This window comes from Streptomyces sp. LBL, assembly GCF_029893585.1.
Taxonomy (GTDB): Bacteria; Actinomycetota; Actinomycetes; order Streptomycetales; family Streptomycetaceae; genus Streptomyces.
This window is the reverse complement of sequence record NZ_JARXYX010000030.1, coordinates 77,228-94,504: the sequence shown is the minus strand read 5'-3', so window position 1 is coordinate 94,504 and position 17,277 is coordinate 77,228. Positions and strand designations below refer to the sequence as shown.

At 70.0% G+C, this 17,277-nt stretch carries 18 protein-coding genes; 4 read left to right on the top strand and 14 right to left on the bottom strand.

Features of this window, described 5'->3' with window-relative positions; genetic code table 11:
• Positions 1-74: 74 nt before the first annotated feature.
• The 4 genes from M2271_RS31235 to M2271_RS31220 all read right to left on the bottom strand — a co-directional run bounded on the left by M2271_RS31235 (position 75) and on the right by M2271_RS31220 (position 3,527).
• Positions 75-884: an ABC transporter permease gene (locus tag M2271_RS31235; RefSeq protein WP_280890752.1), complete on the bottom strand. Its 810-nt coding sequence runs from the start codon at positions 882-884 to the stop codon at positions 75-77.
• A complete protein-coding gene (locus M2271_RS31230) occupies positions 881-1,855 on the bottom strand; it encodes an ATP-binding cassette domain-containing protein (RefSeq protein WP_280890751.1) in 975 nt (324 codons plus the stop codon). Before M2271_RS31230 ends, M2271_RS31235 begins: the two co-directional genes overlap by 4 nt.
• Positions 1,856-2,008: 153 nt before the next feature.
• Positions 2,009-2,845 (bottom strand): DUF4097 family beta strand repeat-containing protein, encoded by an 837-nt coding sequence (locus tag M2271_RS31225; RefSeq protein ID WP_280890750.1) that lies wholly within the window; start codon positions 2,843-2,845, stop codon positions 2,009-2,011.
• Between the two features lie 130 nt (positions 2,846-2,975).
• Positions 2,976-3,527, bottom strand: coding sequence for a hypothetical protein (locus M2271_RS31220; protein WP_280890749.1), 552 nt, complete (start codon positions 3,525-3,527; stop codon positions 2,976-2,978).
• A gap of 513 nt (positions 3,528-4,040) precedes the next feature.
• On the opposite strand from M2271_RS31220, the gene M2271_RS31215 reads away from it, so the two are divergent.
• Positions 4,041-4,928, top strand: a complete 888-nt coding sequence (locus M2271_RS31215; RefSeq protein WP_280890748.1) for an NAD(P)-binding domain-containing protein — start codon at positions 4,041-4,043, stop codon at positions 4,926-4,928.
• 26 nt (positions 4,929-4,954) lie between these two features.
• Here the strand turns inward: M2271_RS31215 and M2271_RS31210 are convergent, their stop codons facing one another.
• From M2271_RS31210 to M2271_RS31190, 5 genes are all read right to left on the bottom strand, one after another.
• Complete coding sequence (locus M2271_RS31210) at positions 4,955-7,114, bottom strand: AAA family ATPase (protein WP_280890747.1); 2,160 nt, start codon at positions 7,112-7,114, stop codon at positions 4,955-4,957.
• A gap of 50 nt (positions 7,115-7,164) precedes the next feature.
• Positions 7,165-7,770, bottom strand: a complete 606-nt coding sequence (locus M2271_RS31205) for a TetR family transcriptional regulator (protein WP_280890746.1) — start codon at positions 7,768-7,770, stop codon at positions 7,165-7,167.
• An 89-nt stretch (positions 7,771-7,859) separates the two neighbouring features.
• Entirely contained in the window at positions 7,860-8,948 is a 1,089-nt protein-coding gene (locus M2271_RS31200; RefSeq protein WP_280890745.1) for an aminoglycoside phosphotransferase family protein, read from the bottom strand.
• A 104-nt stretch (positions 8,949-9,052) separates the two neighbouring features.
• Entirely contained in the window at positions 9,053-9,826 is a 774-nt protein-coding gene (locus M2271_RS31195; protein ID WP_280890744.1) for an HAD family hydrolase, read from the bottom strand.
• Between the two features lie 29 nt (positions 9,827-9,855).
• Positions 9,856-10,743 carry a winged helix-turn-helix domain-containing protein gene (locus tag M2271_RS31190; protein WP_280890743.1) on the bottom strand — a complete coding sequence of 296 codons (888 nt, stop codon included), beginning with the start codon at positions 10,741-10,743 and terminating at the stop codon, positions 9,856-9,858.
• Between the two features lie 132 nt (positions 10,744-10,875).
• On the opposite strand from M2271_RS31190, the gene M2271_RS31185 reads away from it, so the two are divergent.
• A complete protein-coding gene (locus tag M2271_RS31185; RefSeq protein ID WP_280890742.1) occupies positions 10,876-11,064 on the top strand; it encodes a hypothetical protein in 189 nt (62 codons plus the stop codon).
• Positions 11,065-11,109: 45 nt separating this feature from the next.
• Here the strand turns inward: M2271_RS31185 and M2271_RS31180 are convergent, their stop codons facing one another.
• Positions 11,110-12,021 (bottom strand): GntR family transcriptional regulator, encoded by a 912-nt coding sequence (locus tag M2271_RS31180; protein WP_280890741.1) that lies wholly within the window; start codon positions 12,019-12,021, stop codon positions 11,110-11,112.
• Between the two features lie 179 nt (positions 12,022-12,200).
• Between M2271_RS31180 and M2271_RS31175 the strand changes: the two genes are divergently transcribed.
• Entirely contained in the window at positions 12,201-12,386 is a 186-nt protein-coding gene (locus M2271_RS31175; RefSeq protein ID WP_280890740.1) for a hypothetical protein, read from the top strand.
• A 233-nt stretch (positions 12,387-12,619) separates the two neighbouring features.
• On the opposite strand, the gene M2271_RS31170 is transcribed toward M2271_RS31175, so the two are convergent.
• The 3 genes from M2271_RS31170 to M2271_RS31160 all read right to left on the bottom strand — a co-directional run bounded on the left by M2271_RS31170 (position 12,620) and on the right by M2271_RS31160 (position 15,628).
• Positions 12,620-13,873: a GNAT family N-acetyltransferase gene (locus M2271_RS31170; protein WP_280890739.1), complete on the bottom strand. Its 1,254-nt coding sequence runs from the start codon at positions 13,871-13,873 to the stop codon at positions 12,620-12,622.
• Between the two features lie 87 nt (positions 13,874-13,960).
• Positions 13,961-14,953, bottom strand: coding sequence for an asparaginase (locus tag M2271_RS31165; RefSeq protein ID WP_280890738.1), 993 nt, complete (start codon positions 14,951-14,953; stop codon positions 13,961-13,963).
• A 72-nt stretch (positions 14,954-15,025) separates the two neighbouring features.
• Complete coding sequence (locus tag M2271_RS31160; protein ID WP_280890737.1) at positions 15,026-15,628, bottom strand: aerial mycelium formation protein; 603 nt, start codon at positions 15,626-15,628, stop codon at positions 15,026-15,028.
• A 209-nt stretch (positions 15,629-15,837) separates the two neighbouring features.
• Between M2271_RS31160 and dtd the strand changes: the two genes are divergently transcribed.
• Positions 15,838-16,263 carry a D-aminoacyl-tRNA deacylase gene (gene dtd, locus M2271_RS31155; RefSeq protein ID WP_280890736.1) on the top strand — a complete coding sequence of 142 codons (426 nt, stop codon included), beginning with the start codon at positions 15,838-15,840 and terminating at the stop codon, positions 16,261-16,263.
• A gap of 45 nt (positions 16,264-16,308) precedes the next feature.
• Here the strand turns inward: dtd and M2271_RS31150 are convergent, their stop codons facing one another.
• The gene (locus M2271_RS31150; RefSeq protein ID WP_280890735.1) at positions 16,309-17,274 is read right to left on the bottom strand and encodes a folate-binding protein; all 966 of its coding nucleotides are present in this window, start codon (positions 17,272-17,274) and stop codon (positions 16,309-16,311) included.
• Between the last annotated feature and the right edge of the window lie 3 nt (positions 17,275-17,277).

The following is a 17,277-nucleotide window of genomic DNA, read 5'->3' as shown; positions in this document are numbered from 1 at the left end:
ATCTGCGTCGCATTCCACCATCTGCGCAGTCGGCCGTCTGCGTCGCGTTCGACCACCTGCGCAGTCGATGGAATTCAGCTGCGGACGCCCCGCTTGAAGGCGGCCTTGGACCAGAGGTAGCCGGTCAGGCCGATCCCCGCGCACCAGGTCAGGGAGATCCAGCCGCTGTTGCCGATCTCCGTGCCCATCAGGAGGCCTCGGAGGGTTTCGTTGATGGGCGTGAAGGGCTGGTAGTCGGCGAACCAGCGCATCCAGGACGGCATGGAGTCGGTGGGGACGATGGCGCTGCCCAGGAAGGGGAGGAGGGTGATGGGCATGGGCATGTTGCTGGCGGACTCGACGGTCTTGGCGACCAGGCCCATACCGGCCGAGAGCCAGGTCAGGGCGAGGGCCAGTAAGGACAGCAGGCCGAGGACAGCGAGCCACTCCAGGGGGGTGGCGTCCGGGCGGAAGCCGATGGCCAGGGCGACACCGGTGACCACGGCGGTGCCGAGGAGGGTCTGGACGAGACTGCCCAGGACGTGGCCGGTGAGGAAGGAAGCCCGGGAGATCGACATGGTGCGGAAGCGGTTGACGATGCCCTCGGTCATGTCCATGCATACGCTGAGCGCGGCACCGATGCAGCCGGTGGCGACGGTCATCAGGATGATGCCGGGGGCGATGTAGTCGATGTAGTCGATGTGCTCGATGTGGTCGCCGGTCGATGCCTGTGGGCCCTGGATGCCGGCGCCGAGCGCGCCGCCGAAGGCGTAGTTGAAGAGGAGCAGGAAGAGGACCGGCATCATCACGATGGTGATGACGACCGACGGGTAGCGGATCGCGCGCTTCATGTTGCGGCGGAACATGGTGACGGAGTCACGGGCGCCGTAGCTGATGCTGCTCATCGGGAGATCTCCTGCTGCTGCTTGTCGCCGGTCAGGGTGAGGAAGACGTCGTCGAGGTCCGGGGTGTGCTGGGAGAGGGCCTCGGGGGTGATGCCGGCGCCGTCGAGGATGTCCAGGACGGCGCGGAGGGTGGGGACGGTGCCGTCGGAGGGGATCTGGAGGGTGAGCTCCTCGTCGTCGCGGGAGGTGGCGGCGAAGTGGGAGGCGGCCAGGTCCAGGGCCACGGGGTCGGCGAACTTCAGCGAGATGTGCCCGCCGGGTATGAGGCGCTTCAGCTCCTCCGCCGTACCTTCGGCGACCAGCTTTCCGCCGTCCAGTACGGCGATACGGTCGGCCAACTGGTCGGCCTCCTCCAGGTACTGGGTGGTGAGGAAGATCGTCACGCCGTCGTCGGCGACCAGGGAGCGGATGATCTCCCACATGGTGCGGCGGGAGCGCGGATCCAGGCCGGTGGTGGGCTCGTCCAGGAAGATGATGCGCGGGTCGCCGACCAGAGTCATCGCCAGGTCGAGCTTGCGGCGCATGCCACCGGAGTAGGTGGAGACGGGCTTGCGGGCGGCCTCGGTGAGGTCGAAGCGGGCGAGCAGGTCAGCGGCGCGGCGGCGGCCCTCGCTGCGGGGCAGATGGTGCAGGTCCGCCATGAGCATCAGGTTCTCCTCGGCGTTGAGGAGGTTGTCGACGGCGGCGAACTGGCCGGTGACACCGATGAGTTTGCGTACGGCGTCGGGTTCACGGTCCAGGTCGTGGCCGGCCAGGCGGGCGGTGCCGGAGTCGGCGGCGATCAGGGTCGAGAGGATCTGGACGGTGGTGGTCTTGCCCGCGCCGTTGGGGCCGAGGAGGGCGAAGACGGAGCCGGCCGGGATGTCGAGGTCGATGCCGCGCAGGACCTGCTTGTCGCCGAACGACTTGGTGAGGCCGGTGGCCGTGAGGGTGGCGGTGGCCGTGTTGCGTACCAGTTGTGTTGTGGGCATGACAGATCGCTCCCTGACGGAGTGGAAGAGGAAGGAGAGACGGGGGTGGTGTGGGGTTATAGCGAGCGATGTGGGGTGGAGTGGAGTGGAGTGGAGTGGAGTGGAGTGGAGTGGAGTGGTGTACGGGCGTAAGTCGCCCTTGTCGTCCACGGGTCAGGCGCGGCGGATGTGGATGTCGCCGACCGCGGTGCGGGCGCTGACCTCCACCGTGTCGGTGGCGTCGCCGGGGCCTTCGGCGGAGCCGAGGGTGGAGCGCAGGACGCCGACCTTGGTGTGGATGTCGAGCCAGGCGGCGCTGGTCTCGGGGATGCCGACCTCAAGGTCGCCGATGGAGCCGCGAAGGGTGACCTTGCCGCGAGTGACACGGTCCAGGCGGATACCGCCGTGGGCGGACTTGGCCTCCACGTCGGTGTGAGCGGTGCCGACATCGATGCGGCCGTTGGAGGCGGAGACCTCCAGGACGCCGGTGACCTCGGCGAGTTCGGTGTCGCCGTTGCCGTTCTTGACGGTCAGGCTGCCGTCCACCGTGCCGACGGTGACACGGCCGGCGGCGATGATCTCGGCGGAGGCGGTGGCGCGGTCCAGACGGACCATGCCGAGTTCGCTCTTCAGCCGGGCGGCGGCGGTCTCCTCCACCTGGAGGTCTCCGACCGAGGTCTTCAGACGGGTCTCGCCGAGGCGTCCGGCGCAGTGGAAGTCGCCGACCTGGGTGGTGCCCTCAAGGGCGGAGCCAGCCGGCAGGGCGACGGTGATGTCGATTCCGCCGACCTGCCCGAAGGGCGAGCGCTTGCGCGGACCCTTCACCGTGAGGACACCGCCGGAGAAGGTCACCTTGGTCTCGTCGGCGGCCTTGACGTCGGCGTCGGAGGAGGGGTTGGCGGGGTGCACTTCGACCACGGTGTCGCTGCGGTCGGTGGCAGTGATCCAGGCGGTGCCGACGGAGTAATCGACGACCGCGGTGATCGGCTTGGGTGTGTCGTAGGAAGGCATGACGGATCTCCCGTCCTCTCTGGATGGGTGGATGAAGTACTGGTCTGGATCGTGGATGAAGTACTGATCCGGATCGGTGGATGAGTACTGGTGGATGGATGAAGTAGGTGGCAGGCCTGACTCAGGGGCCTCAGCGGACCCAGCCGGTGAAGCCTCGGTCGCCGGTGGCACGGTTCGGCGCGGAGGCGGGGAGCGCGCTCGTACGGGGGCCGGCTGCCGGGCCGAGTGCGGCGGAGGTGGCGCGGACCAGCCAGGCGTTGACGGAGAGGCCTTCGCGGCCGGCGGCTTCCTCCAGGCGGGCCTTGAGGTGGGCCGGGAGGCGGAAGTTGATACGGGCCGAGGCGCCGTCGTCGCCTTCCGGCACGGGGGGCGAGGCGGGCGCCTCGGTCCACGGCGGCGCGGAGGCCTCGGCCCACGGTGCGGCGTCGTGGACCGCGGCGGGAGGCAGGGTCACCACGAACTCCGGGTCGGCGCCGCGCAGCCTGACGTCGACCGAGCCCGGGGCCAGCTCGCGGGTGACCTCGCCCATGGCCGCCGAGAGGGCGGTGAGGAGGGTGAGGCGGGTGGCGGATTCCAGGGGCGCGGTGAGGCGGTCGGCCAGAGCTCGGGCCTCGTCACCACCGGCTTCGGCAGCGACGGCGAGCTCCTGGCGGAGACGGTCGACGTAGGGGGTGAGGTCCATGACGCCATCATGGCACATGAATGGCACCCATGGAAGACAGAGTGGCGCCACCGTGACGACAGGGCAGTGCCACCGGAACGCCAGGGATGGCTGAGCGAGGCTCGATCCAGGTACGTTTTCGCAGGCCAGACTCATTACAGCGGAAGTTTTCGGGATGCCTGGCCGAGGCGGCGCCACGGGATTTCACATGGCACTACTTTGGCGCCGCACGGAACCAGAGGGCACCACTCGACGCCGCACGACATCACACGGCATCACTTTGGCGACGAGTGGCACCAAGTGCACCGCTTGGCGAGAAGCGGCACCCAGCGGCACACCATCGGGGCGCCAGGGGATACCAGGGGATACCAGCGGGACGCCAGGGGGCACCAGGAGCCCTTCGGGAGCGGTACTTACTTTTTTGTACGTACTTGGCAGCAGCCTGCGTACGACAGAGGCTGAAGGACGTCAGCAAGGCACCGCTTCGGACTCCCGGAGCGTGCCAACTCCCCACCCATGCACCGGAGTTGAAGCATGTCCATGTCCCCCGACCAGCCCGCTGTCACCGTCCTCGGTTTGGGCCCGATGGGTGGCGCGCTGTCCGGGGCGTTCCTGGACGCGGGGCTGCGGACCACCGTCTGGAACCGCACCCCGGGCCGGGACCGTGAGTTGGTCGAGCGCGGGGCGGTCGGGGCGCCGTCGGCGACCGAGGCGGTCGCCGCGAGTGCGCTGACCGTCGTCTGCCTGGTGAACTACGACGCCGCCGACTCCGTGCTGCGGGACGCTCCGGTCACCGACGCCCTCAAGGGCCGTACGGTCGTCAACCTCTCCGCCGACACCCCCGACCGTGCCCGGGACACGGCGAGTTGGGCGGACGCCCACGGCATCCGCTACCTGGACGGCGCGATCATGACGCCGACCACCAGCATCGGAACGCCCGCCGCGGTGTTCCTGCACAGCGGCCCCGAGGGCCTCTACCGCGAGCATCGGCCCGTACTGGACGCACTCGGCGGCACCCACACCCACCTCGGCGAGGACATCGGCCGGGCCGCCGCGTACGACATCGCCCTGCTCGACCTCTTCTGGACGGCGACCGCGGGCTATGCGCACGCCCTGGCGGTGGCCGGCGCGGAAGGCGTCACCGCCCGCGAACTGGCCCCCTTCGCGCAGGGCATCGCCGCGATCCTGCCGCCGCTCATCGAGGGGTGGGCGGACGACGTCGACAGCGGCACCTTCTCCGGCGAAGGCAACCCGATCACCTCGGCGGTCTCCTCGATGGCGCACATCGTCCAGGCTTCGGAGGCCCACGGCATCGACGCCGGGGTGCTGCGCACGGCCGAGGGCCAGGCCCGCCGGGTCATCGGCCTCGGCCACGGCACGGACGGGTTCATGCGGGTCACGGAGGTACTGCGCCGCCACTGAGCCAGGGCCGGCTGTGCCGACCACCGCTAGAACGGCAACGGCCGCCCGTGAACCACATCCAGCCGCGACACCGCGCGCGTCAGCACCACGTACAGCAGGCGCAGCCCCCGTTTCCCCGCCCCGGCCCCGGCCCCCGCCCCGGTCTCCGCCCCCGCACCCACCCCCGCGATCGCGGCCGGCTCGACGGCGACGACGTGGTCGTACTCGAGGCCCTTGACCAGAGCCGCCGGGACGACGCTCAGCCGGGCGGCCGACTCGTCCGGCCCCGCCACCGCGATCCCCGCCACATCGATCCCCGTCACCGCGATCCCGGCCACCGGGATCCCGCCCGCCGGGATCCCGGCCGCGGCGAGCGCGGCGCGGACGCGGTCCACGTCCGCGTCCGCGGCGACGACCCCGACCGACCCCTCCTGCGTCAGGGCATCCCGTACGGCGTCCACGACCGCGGCGAGCACCCCGCCCGGCGCCGTCTCCCGGATTCTGAGCTCCCCGTCCGTGCGCAGCGAGCGCCCTGCCGGGACGTCGACGTCCAGTTTCTCCAGCAGCCGGTTCGCCAGTGTCACCACGGCCTGTGGCACCCGGAAGCCGATGGTCAGCGGCACCACGGCCGCGTCGGGCTTCCCGAGGTGGCGCAGGACCGTGTCCCACGACCGGGCCGCCCAGGGCGTGGTCCCCTGGGCCAGGTCGCCGAGAACCGTGAGCGAGCCGAAGACGGCCCGGCGGGCGATGGCCCGGCACTCCATCGGGGAGAGGTCCTGCGCCTCGTCGACGACGAGATGGCCGTACCCCTCCGGATGCTCGATCAGCCCGGCGACCTCGTCGAGCAGGACCAGGTCGGCGGCCGACCAGCGCGCCGACTTCCATGACCGCGGCGGTCGCGCCCACAGCAGCGCCCGCTGCTCGCCGGCGTCCAGCAGCCCGTCGGCCGCAGCCGTCAACACCCGTTCGTCGGCGAGGAGTTCGGCCACGACCTCCTCGGCCTTCACCCGAGGCCATACGGCGTCCACGTACGCCCCGATCGCCCGCGACCGCGAGATCTTCTGTACCCAGGCGTTGCTCGGCGTCCCCGCCCGACGCTCGGCCCGCACCTGCACGTACCGCACGACCCGGCTGCGCACCCGCTCCCGCCCGACGCCGTACGGCGGCTCCTCGGCGCGGACGCCGCGCAGGATCCGCGCGAGTTCGTCACCGGACACCCGCCAGTGGTACGAGCCGTCGGGGTCGGGGACGGCGAGGTCGGCGACCCCCTCCGCCGACACCCGCGCGTACAGTGCCCGCCGCAGCACGTCCGCCATCCGGGCGTCGTGCTTGACGACCGCGGTCCGCTCGGCGTCGGCCCCGGTGACCGGGTGCCGGGCGATCTCCTCCTGCAGGGTCGACTGCCGTACGCCGGTCTCGCCGAGCGCGGGCAGCACCTCGGCGATGTAGGAGAGGAAGGTCCGGTTGGGGCCGAGGATGAGCAGCCCGCCACGGCGGATGCGCTGCGGGTGGGTGTAGAGCAGGTAGGCGGCCCGGTGCAGCCCGACGGCGGTCTTCCCGGTGCCCGGGGCGCCCTGCACGCACATCGAGACGGTCAGGTCCCCTCGTACCAGGTCGTCCTGGTCGGGCTGGATGGTCGCGGCGATGTCCCGCATCGGGCCGACCCGGGGCCGCTCGATCTCACGGGCGACGATGTCGCTGGCCCGGGACTCTCCCCGGCCGAGGTGCTCGTCCTCCAGTCCGGTGAGGTCGGCGGAGTCACCCCGGCTGCCGGGCGCCCAGCCGAACCGGCGCCGCACCGCGACGCCCTGCGGGTCGTGGGCGCTCGCCTGGTAGAAGGCGCGGGAGACGGGTGCGCGCCAGTCGACGGCCAAGGGTGGGGCGGCCGGGTGTTCGCTGATCCTGAGCCGCCCGATGTGGTAGCTCTGCCCGGAGTGGTCCGCGGCAGCGCCTTCGGCGAAGTCCAGCCGGCCGAAGAACAGGGGGCCTTCGGGAAGCTCCCGCATCTCCTTGGCCTGACTGCGCAGGCGATAACCGAGAACTTCGGCGTCGGCACCGGAGGCGGAGACGTCCTCGCCGGTGACGACGTGCTCCTGCGCCCCGTCGACCATGGCCGCGAGCGCCGTACGGCAGCGGTCGTGGTGGGCGCGTTCGTGGTGGAGGGCTTCGCGGAGGGCGTCCTGGAGGGCTGGGTGGGGTGACGTCATTCCACCGAGCATACGGGAAAACACAACCAGGTTAAATTCGTTACTAAGCTTCAGATCAGCTGGGGCAGCCCGCTCGCCAACCGCTCGAAGGCCCCCTCAGCCGCCGCGAGCGCGTCCGCCCGTACGTCCGCCACCCGCTCCCCGCCCGTGATCCGCCGCCAGTTCTCCTGGGCGAGGATCCGCTGGACGGCGATGATCTGCCCGGCCGCCAGCCGCGCCTGAAGATCACCGCCGAGCGCCTCGGCGAGCGCGGCCTCCGAGCGCTCCAGATAGGCGTACAGCCGGGCGACCAGCGCGGGCGTCCCGTAGAGCAGTGCGTAGAAGGCGCGCACCTGGGGGTGGTCATTGAGGCCGGTGATCGGATCGCCCCGCTCCAGCCCGTCGAGGAAGTGCCGCCGCAGCGCCCCGAGCGGCGAGGCCGCCCCGACGACGACCCGCGCCGCCTCGTCCTCATGGTCGGCGAACCGGTGCAGGACGAGGTCCTCCTTGGCCGGGAAGTACCGGAAGAGCGTGGGCTTGGAGATCTCGGCCGCGGCGGCCACCTCCGCGACCGACACGGCATCGAACCCCTTCTCCAGGAACAGCCCGATCGCCACCTCCGACACGACCTCGTACATCCGCTGCTTCTTGCGCTCCCGCAGACCTGCCTCACTCATGGGGCGAGCCTACGCACACCTCAGGCCGCTGCCCGTTTCATGGTGGCCCCTCCACCCACGGTCAAGCCCGTTCTCCCGTCGTACGGTCATCACGCGGCCGTCGGCGCGGACATGCTGTGCCATTTCCGCAGGGCTTCCACGATCTGTTCCACATCAGGGACGTCCACGAGCCGCAAGGGTTCACGGGCTCGGCCCATGGCCCGGCTCACCTGCTGTGCGGCTGCTCGGAAGTGCGGTTCATCCGCGTCGGCGGGCAGGGCGAGAGCCGCACGCATGACGTCCGGGAAGACCGACTGCGCGTACTCGAAGGCCAGATAGGTTTCGAGGTCCCGGTGCAGGCCCGCGGTCAGCTCGCCGCGGTCGGCCTTCCGCACGGCCTGGGCCCACAGCTCGGTCATGCGGTCCTGCTCCGCCTTCCCGTACCTCATCCGGACGAGGTGCGTCGCCAGATCATGGAGCGGATCGCCCCAGAGGGCCAGTTCCCAGTCGATCACCGTGATACAGCCCCGGCGGACCACGACATTGGCGCGGTGGACATCGGTGTGCAGGAGTGTGAAGGGCCGGGTTGTCAGGCCGTGGTGGTTCTCCTTGAACCTCGTCATCGCGTCCTCGGGGATCCCCACGGCTGCGAAGAGGTCACCGAACCGTTCCCGGTTGGGCTGGTGCACACGCGTCTCGGTGAAGTCGACGAGCCAGTGGAGAAACCCGTCGCTGTCGCCGTCGGCCGGCCAGTGGTCGGGGGGCGGCGGCAGCTCCTCGACCGGCACGCGGGCGGTCCGGGCGAAGAACGCCGCGAACTCCCGCATCAGCTTCTCGCCGACGGCGCCGTCGGGATTCCGCTCACTGAGCGCCTCGCCCCTGCGGTACGTGTGCACGGAGCGGTCGCCCAGTACGGCCAGACAGCGTGGCACCTCGCGCAGATGACGGCAGACGACCTCGAGCACATCGGCCTCACGCGGCCAGATGCGAGGGACGACCTCCACCCTGTCCAGCGGCACCCGGTACTTGAACCGCACGAACGGCATCACACCCAGCAGCAGGGCCGGCAACAACCCCACGCGCAGAACGTAGTTGGTGTTGTGGTGGCCCGTGAGCACCTCACCCCTGCCCCGGAGTCTGCGGGACTCCAACAGGCGGTGCGCCAGCGCCCGGCGCGCTACGTGTGACAGACGGGGCATGATGGCCGAGATTAGCGGTTTGATGTGAAGATCACGTCCGCGCGCACACGACTTTGCAAAGGCTGTGGCGTGCCCCACAGCCTAAACACCCCATTTGGAGTAATTCAGAGTTGTCCTGATCTCTTCGGTGAGAAGTTCGATGAGAAGTTCGATGAGGAGTTCGGTGAGAAGGCGGACGCCGTACGGACCAGTTCGAGCACCTGTTCCAGTGAGGCGACGACCGTCGTGGCTCCCGCGCCCCTCAGCCGCTTCTCCTTGCGTTCGTTGCGGGCGTAGCCCAGGAACGGAACCCCCGCCGCCTTCGCCGCGTACAGGTCCGACGGGGTGTCGCCGATCATCAGGGCGTCCCCGGGTGCCGAACCCATCGCGCTCAGAGCCCGGTTGAGGCAGTGCGGGTCGGGCTTGAGGTGGTGGAGCTGCCGGGTGCGACCGTAGATGTGGGGGGTGAAGCAGGAGGTGAGGCCGCGACTGGCCAGGTACGTGCGGACCACCGGCGGGGAGTTGTTGGTGGCGATCGCCATCCGGGCCCCCACCGCCTTCCAGGTGAGGATCAGCGGGTCGGCGTAGGGCGTGGGCATCGCCGAGGACGTGGCCCGCAGTTCCTCCTGGGTGAGACGTTCCTCCAACTCGTCCACCAGATCACTGCCGGGATGTCTGCGGCCGACGGCGCGCAGCACTATGTGCGGGTCCAGGGACTGTCGTTCCGCGTCGGTCAGCAGTCCGTGCAGGCCGCGGCCCTCGAGCCACTCTACGAGGTCGTCCGCCACCTTGTCCGCCGCGTGGCCGGCGAACAGGCGACAGATCGGGCCGTCGAAGTCCCAGAGCACGACACGCGCGCATGTGATCAGCCCTCGCAGTGCCTCGGTCTCCGCTGCCACCAGTTCAGTCTGCGTCGTATCAGAAGTCACTAGGAGAGTGTCAGGTCCGTCGTGATGGTTTCCCAGAGGGCGTCGAACCACTTCTGGGATTCCTCCACGAACGCGGCGTCACGCAGGCCTGCCTGTGTCATGAAGGAGAAGAGGAGGGACTTGGCGCCGAGGGCGTCGTACATGTCCAGGGTCTGGCTGCCCCACTCCTCCTCGCGCCGGGTCAGCATGTAGTACCCGATCAGCGCCTCCTCCTCGTTGAGCAGGTACAGCTTCACCGGCGGGGTGAAGGGCAGCGCCCGGTACGTGACGTGCACGTCGATGCCGTGCGAGGAGCGCAGCGACATCAGGTTGTGCCGCAGCACCTGCGCCTGGGCGTTGCGCATGGCCAGCCAGCGCTTGTGGACGGGGTCGGGGTCGTCGTCGCCGCGCCCCTCGACCAGGACCGGGAAGGCGAGATTGATGTCGCGGGAGGGGAGCAGGAGGCGGACGTCGATCGACTCTGGGCGCACCCGGCCCTCGTGGATCTGGCGGACCGGTTCACCGAGGGCCAGCATCAGCGTCTCGGCGGTGTGGCATACGACGTCCACGCGGACGTGCGGCACCGAGAAGCCCTCGACCAGCCTCGGCGCCAGCCCCACCATCGTCGGCTGCGGTTGTTCCCCCGCGGTGCGGGCGGGTTCCGCGATCCTCGGTGGGCTGCCCTTGCTGACGTTGTTCAGGAGGCCGTCGTCCTGGAGGGCGCGGAGGGCCTGGCGGACGGTGCCGCGTTCCACGCCGAACTCCTCGGCGAGTTCGGCCTGGGTGGGCAGGCGGTCTCCCGCCCTGAGGTGGCCGGTGCGGATCCGTTCCCGCAGGACGTCGGCGATCTCCTGGGGCGAGAGCTTTCTGCTGCCGTTCACTGCCACGTTCTCCTGAGTCACGACCAAACGCTACAAGTTCGGTCCATCTTACGGGAGTTGTTTAGAAGTTGTTTATAACTAGATGCCAAGTGGGGACAACTATTCTAGACTTGGTTACCAACTTGGTCCAGTTGGTCGAACAACTGAAGGAGGAACACCATGCCTGCTCTCGCCCTCCTCGCCGCCGCGTTCGTCGTCGGCGTCGAACAGACCCTCCAGTGGAAGTACGGCGTCATCGGCGTCGTCGGTCTGCTTCTGCTCACCATAGGCATCAAAGCGAAGAACCCGGCCGTCAGCTCCGTCGGGGCGGTCGTGCTCGCGCTGCTGGTCGCGGGGCCCGCCCTATGAGTCGACCAAGTCGACGGCATCCCGGTCAGCTCACTGCGGGAGACGTCAGGTCGTGAGCGTCAGCTCCGAACTGATCGTCTCCCACAGTGCGTTGAACCACAGGTGGGACTGCTCCACGAACGTCGTGTCACGCAGGCCGACGCCCTGCTCGAAGGCGAACAGCATCGACTGGGTGCCCTGGGCGTCGTACGTCTCCAGGAACTCGTGGTCGATCTCCGCCTCGTGACGGCCCAGTGTGTAGTACGCGAACAACGACTCTTCCCCGTTGAGCAGGTACAGCTTCACCGGCGGGGTGAAGGGCAGCGCGCGGAAGGAGACCTGGACGTCGATGCCGTGGGTCGCGCGCAGGGCCAGCAGGTTGTGCCGGAGCACCTGCCCCTGGGCGTTGCGCTGAGCCAGCCAGCGCTCGTGCAGCGGATCCACGTCGCCGCGCCCGTCCACCGGTACCGGGAAGGCCAGTGCGATGTCCCGGCTCGGCAGCAGGACCCGGACGTCGACCTTGGCCGGTTTCGTTCGCCCGGCGTGGATCTGACGCAACGGCTCGCCGATGGCGAGGGTGAGGGAGACCGAGGTCAGGCACAGGGCGTCGATCTCGACGTGCGGAGCCGCGAAGGCGGCCGCTATGCGGGGTGCGAGGGCCACCGTGGTGGGCAGCGGCGGGGCGGCGGGCCCGGTCTGCGGCCTGGCCAGGCCGGGATCCGGGGCCACGGTCGCCGGGCTTCCCTTCGATACGTTGGTCAGCAGCTGCTCCGACTGCAGGATGTACAGCGCCTGCCGTACGACGCTCCGCTCGACCCCGAACTCATCGGCCAGCTTGGCCTGGGTGGGCATGCGCTCGCCCGGCCGCAGCTGCCCGGACCGGATCCGGGCGCGCAGCTCGTCGGCCACCTGGCGATGTGACGTGTGTGACCGCTGTGCCCTCTTCCGCCCATTGACGGCGGCGTGTTTAGGGTCCACGACGAAACATTACAACTTCTCGCCATCTTTGGGCAGTTCCTCGAAAGGTGGTTATGAGACGCATCCAAGCGGAGATAAGTACAGTGAAGTTGGTCCCAACTTAAGCAACATGGTCAACCTTCCATAAGGTTGGCCAGCCAGGTGACCGACAGGGACCACCGCCCCGAAGGGGGACCGACATGCCGCTGATCGCCCTCGCCATCGCCACCCTCGCCGTCGGCTTCGAGCAGCTCGTTCAGTGGAAGCTGGGCGCGATGGGCATCGTCGCCTTCGTCGCACTCACCGTCGGCATCAAGTCCAAGAGCGCCGCGATCGGCGGCATCGGAGCGGTGATCCTCGTGATGCTGCTCGCCCGGTCCGGCTGACCGGGCTCTCTTCCGGAGGGGAGCCGAGAGCCCGGTCGGTCTGCACAGCCACAACTGAAGATCGTCAGCACCCACGGCACAGCCACAACTCAACACCGGCGTCCGCACGGACGTACTGACGTACTGATTCACGGACGTACGACCAGCACAGCCACAACTGAACAGCCACAACTGAACAGCTCGCTACGGATGCAGAGCAGTACCTGTCCCCGTGTCCCCGAAAGGGAGGAGCGTCAGAACATGTCCGGGCACCAAGGACGCCTGGACGTGCGCAGCAGGGCGTCGGCCGACCGGCCGGCGCCCGCTCGTTCTTCCCGCACCCGCCCCAGCGCCGCCAGCCGTACGGCCGACTCGTCGCCGAGCCACAGGGTCGCCAGGTCGGCCACGTCCAGCGTGAGGTCGGCGTCCGCGGTCGTCCGCGTGCAGGATCCACCCTCCGTCGACGCCTCCAGCCGGTAACGCCCGCCGGCCAGCCCATCCCGGTCGGTCACCTCCAGCACCAGCGTCCCCTCCCCCTCGTACGTCCGCGCCTCCAGCGCCCGTACGACGTCCAGCAGCCGCACCCACAGCCAGTCCGACTGAGCGGTGATCCTGGCCGCCCTCGGGTCGGGCAGGAAGAACGGGAGCAGGTCGTCCGGGGCCCGCCAGCCGCTCTTCACCAGGGTGATCCAGTCGATCGAGCAGAGGTAGCGCCACAGGGCGCGCTCGGCGGCCGGGGTCGACGCGATCAGCCAGTCCACGGTCGCCGTGTCGTGCGGCTGCTTGTCGTGCCAGTTGTCGTCCGAGTGGTACGAGACCAGCCCGTCGATCTCACCGTCCGGCGAGCGGTACACGGCGTAGAACGGTTCGGTCCACGACGCGTCGAACCGTACGAGTCCCGTCCGGACCCGCCACCACATCTCGTCGCGGCTGACCGCGCCCGGCTGGGACCGGCATATCCGCTCGTGGAGTTCGGGGCCGAGCTTGCGGACGTCGTCACCGTCCACGAGGTCGATACGGCCGCCGTCGTCCGGGACGGGCCGTCGGAGGTCGAGGCCGGAGCGCGGGACGTCGATGGTCCACTCGGTCATCCAGGTCGCGGGACCGAAACCGAAACGGCCGTAGATCGGGTACTCGGCGGCGATCAGGGTGGCCACGACGTCTCCGCGGTCCTTCGCGGCGGCGAGGTCCTGGGCCATCATGCGGGTCAGCAGGCCGCGGCGCCGGTGGGTGGCGGTGACGGTGACGGCGGATATGGCGTCGGCGGGGACGGCCGCGCCGCCCACGGCGGTGAGCTGTTGGTCGAAGGACCTGAACGTGGCCACACAGCGTCCGCTGTCGAAGGCACCGAGGAAGCGGCCGGGTCGGAACTGGGGGCGACGGGCTTCCAGATCGCTGTCCGGGACGGTCGGGGCCCGGAGGAAGCCGGTGTTGACGGCACGAAGCCAGTCGGCGAGTTCGGGTTCGATGATGGGGCGTACGTCGATGTCTGGGTACGGGCGGGTCATGTGGCCACGGTAGGTGCGGGGGCGGGGGCGTCGCGGGGATTTTTTCTCGCCCCTGCCACCCCTGCCACCCCTGCCACCCCCACCGCCTCAGAAAGCCGCCCGGATCTCGCCCACCACCCCCGCTCCCCCTGTCAGCGGCGCCCGCCCGATGCGCTCCACCACCGGTGACTCCACCCCCATGAGCCGAAGTACGCGTGCCAGAACGGGGCCCAGGGCGCGGGCCCCGCCGTCCTCCACCTTGAACGCGAGTGACCGGCCGTCTGGCAGGGCCACCGCCTGGACCGCCTCCGCGCCCATCTTCGAGAGGGCGCCGGGCAGGGCGCGCATCAGCCAGGTGTCGGGGCGGCGGGTGCCGGCGACGTACTCGGGGTGGGTGCGCATGGCCGTGGCGACGCGCCCCTCGGCGGAGTCCGGGTCGGCGAGGGCGAAGGTACGGTAGGCGCGGGCCAGGCCGGTGAGGCTGATCGCCGCCAGAGGGGCCCCGCAGCCGTCCGTGCCCACGGCCGCCACCTTCTCGCCCGCCGCCTCCTCCACCACCTGGTGGATGAGCTGCTGGAGCGGGTGTGCCGGGTCCAGGTAGGAGTCCTGCGGCCACTCCCGCAGCGCGCACACGGCCAGCATCGCGGTGTGCTTGCCGGAGCAGTTCATGGTGACGCGGGAGCGGACCTCGCCCGACGCCAGGTACATCTCCCGTTCCTCCGCGTCCAGCGGGAGATCGGGCGGGCACTGCAGCAGTCCTTCGTCCAGCCCGTGCTCGTCCAGCATCTTGTGGACCAGGTCGCGGTGGAAGGGCTCCCCGGAGTGGCTGGCCGTAGCCAGCGCCAACCGCTCGCCCGACAGGTCCAGCCCCGCCCGCAGCACGCCCGCCGCCTGCATCGGCTTGTTGGAGGAGCGCGGGAAGACGGGGGACGTCACGTCCCCGAGCGCCAGCTCCACCGCCCCGTCCGCGTCCAGCAGGACCAGACTCCCCCGGTGCCGCCCCTCGACGAAACCGGAGCGGACGACCTCGGCGAGGACGGGCGGTACGGAGGGCACGGACGGCACGGACGCCATGGGCGGTATGGCAGCGGACGCGGGCATGGGCGGTGGCCTTCCGGACGGAGGGGACCCACCCCGGCGACCGCCCCCGGGATCGCCGGTACGGCCGCCGTGTCACATGAGCAGGTCGTCGACTTGTGCTTCCCCTTCACGGTACCTGCGGGCGATCTCCGCGCTGCAGCCGTCCGCCGTCCGCTGCAGCCGCTGCCGCCGCAGGGACACCTGCTGCTCGTACCGCACGAGCCGCCCCATCGCGGTGTTCAGTTCCAGGTCCGTGCGGGCGTCCAGGTCGGAGAGCTCGACGTCGGCGAGCATCTCCGCGGCCAGCAGCCGGTACTCCTCGCTGTGCGGGGTGCCCAGCGTCACATGCCGGGCCGAGGAACGGTGCCGGGCCGGGGCGTCGGTGAGGATCTCCGGCAGCCGCTCGACCACGGACGCCTCCCCCTGCGCCGGCACCGACGCGGCGCCCACGGGAGAGCGCCGAGCCAACTCCGCGCGCAGGATGTCGATACGGCCCTGCAGCAGCCGTCGTACGTAGCTGAGGTCGGCCTCGTCGCGCTGGCCGTCCCGGCGCAGCGTGCGCAGTTCGGGCAGGCTCAGCACGGCCAGATCGGGCTCGGGCGGGCCGGTGGCCGACGCGCAGGGCGGACTGTCGGTGCGTTGCACGGGCGGACGCTGGCTGGTCATGCCCAGCCGCCCGGTACTCGGTGTGCTCATGTGCCTCTACCGTCCCCTCGACCGGCGTGTGGAAGCATCGTGCCACCCCCAGTGGCCGCTATGTGACAGAGGGCCCCCGATCAGCCCCGAACGGCCCCAGATGGGCGGGTTGAGGATCATTACGGAAGGTCCGTGACGGCCCGTGATCACCCGTGATGGCCCGTGATGGCCCGTGCGGAGCGCGAGCGGACGCCCGGCATGATGGTCGTATGCGTGCAGTGGTGCAGAGGGTGGACGGCGCGAGCGTCGTCGTGGACGGCGAGACGGTCGGGGAGATCGACGGGGAGGGGCTGTGCGTCCTCGTCGGTGTGACCCACGAGGACACCAAGGAGAAGGCGGCCCAGCTCGCCCGCAAGCTGTGGTCGATCCGCATGCTGACGGACGAGAGGTCGTGCAGCGACATCGACGCCCCACTCCTGGTCATCAGCCAGTTCACCCTCTACGGCGACGCCCGCAAGGGCCGCCGCCCCACCTGGAACGCGGCCGCCCCCGGCGATGTGGCCGAGCCGCTGGTCGACGAGGTGGTCGCCCGACTGCGCTCGCTCGGAGCGACGGTGGCGACGGGCCGCTTCGGCGCGCAGATGCGCGTCTCGCTGACGAACGACGGCCCGTTCACCGTCCTCATCGAAATCTAGGAAATCCAGGAAATCCAGGGTTCCGAAAACCGAGAGGTTCCGAATCTAGGGCTCTACGACGACTTCCTGGGCCGCGGCCGTCGTATCGGCGACGAGTCGCGCGTCCAGCGGCACGTTCCGCTTCACCAGCGCGAGTGCGACCGGACCGAGCTCGTGGTGGCGTACGGACGTCGTGATGAAGCCGATCTTGCGGCCGTCGGGGCCCTCGTCCGCGAGGCGGATCTCGGTGCCGGCAGGGGGAAGGTAGACCTCGCTGCCGTCAAGGTGGAGAAAGACCAGCCTGCGCGGCGGCTTGCCCAGGTTCTGCACCCGCGCGACGGTCTCCTGCCCCCGGTAACACCCCTTCTGGAGGTGCACCGCGGTGTCGATCCAGCCCAGCTCGTGCGGGATCGTACGGTGGTCGGTCTCGAAGCCCAGGCGGGGGCGGTGCTGCTCGACGCGGAAAGCCTCGTACGCGAGGATCCCGGCCGCGGGACCGGACTTCTCGGCGTACGACTCCAGGTCGGCGCGTGGAAGGAACAGGTCACGGCCGTACGCCGTCTCGCGTACGACGACGCCCTCCGGAACCTCGCCGATGGAACCGGCGGGCAGGTGGACGACCGCGAAGTCGTCGGTGCGGTCGGCGACGTCGACCCGGTAGAAGAACTTCATCGACTCGAGGTAGGCGATCAGCGCGTCCTGGGTGCCGGGCTCCACGTGCGCCCAGGTCGTCGAGCCGTCGTCCACCAGGTACAGGGCGTGCTCGATGTGGCCGTGCGCGGACAGGATCAGTGCCTCGGTGGCCTGCCCCGACGGGAGGTCGCTGACGTGCTGGGTGAGCAGCAGGTGCAGCCAGGTCAGCCGGTCCTCGCCGGAGACGGCGACGACTCCGCGGTGCGAGAGGTCCACGAAGCCGGTGCCGTCGGCGAGGGTGCGCTGCTCGCGGAACAGGTCGCCGTAGTGGGCGGCGACGCCTTCGTCCACGCCTTCGGCGGAGACGGCGCCGGGCAGGGTCAGCAGGGGGCTCTTCATACG

What these genes read in the sequence shown, in the direction of transcription:
- M2271_RS31235 (WP_280890752.1), bottom strand. Translation starts at nt 884, where the DNA reads ATGAGCAGCATCAGCTACGGCGCCCGTGACTCCGTCACCATGTTCCGC.
- M2271_RS31230 (WP_280890751.1), bottom strand. Translation starts at nt 1,855, where the DNA reads ATGCCCACAACACAACTGGTACGCAACACGGCCACCGCCACCCTCACG.
- M2271_RS31225 (WP_280890750.1), bottom strand. Translation starts at nt 2,845, where the DNA reads ATGCCTTCCTACGACACACCCAAGCCGATCACCGCGGTCGTCGATTAC.
- M2271_RS31220 (WP_280890749.1), bottom strand. Translation starts at nt 3,527, where the DNA reads ATGGACCTCACCCCCTACGTCGACCGTCTCCGCCAGGAGCTCGCCGTC.
- M2271_RS31215 (WP_280890748.1), top strand. Translation starts at nt 4,041, where the DNA reads ATGTCCATGTCCCCCGACCAGCCCGCTGTCACCGTCCTCGGTTTGGGC.
- M2271_RS31210 (WP_280890747.1), bottom strand. Translation starts at nt 7,114, where the DNA reads ATGACGTCACCCCACCCAGCCCTCCAGGACGCCCTCCGCGAAGCCCTC.
- M2271_RS31205 (WP_280890746.1), bottom strand. Translation starts at nt 7,770, where the DNA reads ATGAGTGAGGCAGGTCTGCGGGAGCGCAAGAAGCAGCGGATGTACGAG.
- M2271_RS31200 (WP_280890745.1), bottom strand. Translation starts at nt 8,948, where the DNA reads ATGCCCCGTCTGTCACACGTAGCGCGCCGGGCGCTGGCGCACCGCCTG.
- M2271_RS31185 (WP_280890742.1), top strand. Translation starts at nt 10,876, where the DNA reads ATGCCTGCTCTCGCCCTCCTCGCCGCCGCGTTCGTCGTCGGCGTCGAA.
- M2271_RS31175 (WP_280890740.1), top strand. Translation starts at nt 12,201, where the DNA reads ATGCCGCTGATCGCCCTCGCCATCGCCACCCTCGCCGTCGGCTTCGAG.
- M2271_RS31170 (WP_280890739.1), bottom strand. Translation starts at nt 13,873, where the DNA reads ATGACCCGCCCGTACCCAGACATCGACGTACGCCCCATCATCGAACCC.
- M2271_RS31165 (WP_280890738.1), bottom strand. Translation starts at nt 14,953, where the DNA reads ATGCCCGCGTCCGCTGCCATACCGCCCATGGCGTCCGTGCCGTCCGTG.
- M2271_RS31160 (WP_280890737.1), bottom strand. Translation starts at nt 15,628, where the DNA reads ATGAGCACACCGAGTACCGGGCGGCTGGGCATGACCAGCCAGCGTCCG.
- dtd (WP_280890736.1), top strand. Translation starts at nt 15,838, where the DNA reads ATGCGTGCAGTGGTGCAGAGGGTGGACGGCGCGAGCGTCGTCGTGGAC.
- M2271_RS31150 (WP_280890735.1), bottom strand. Translation starts at nt 17,274, where the DNA reads ATGAAGAGCCCCCTGCTGACCCTGCCCGGCGCCGTCTCCGCCGAAGGC.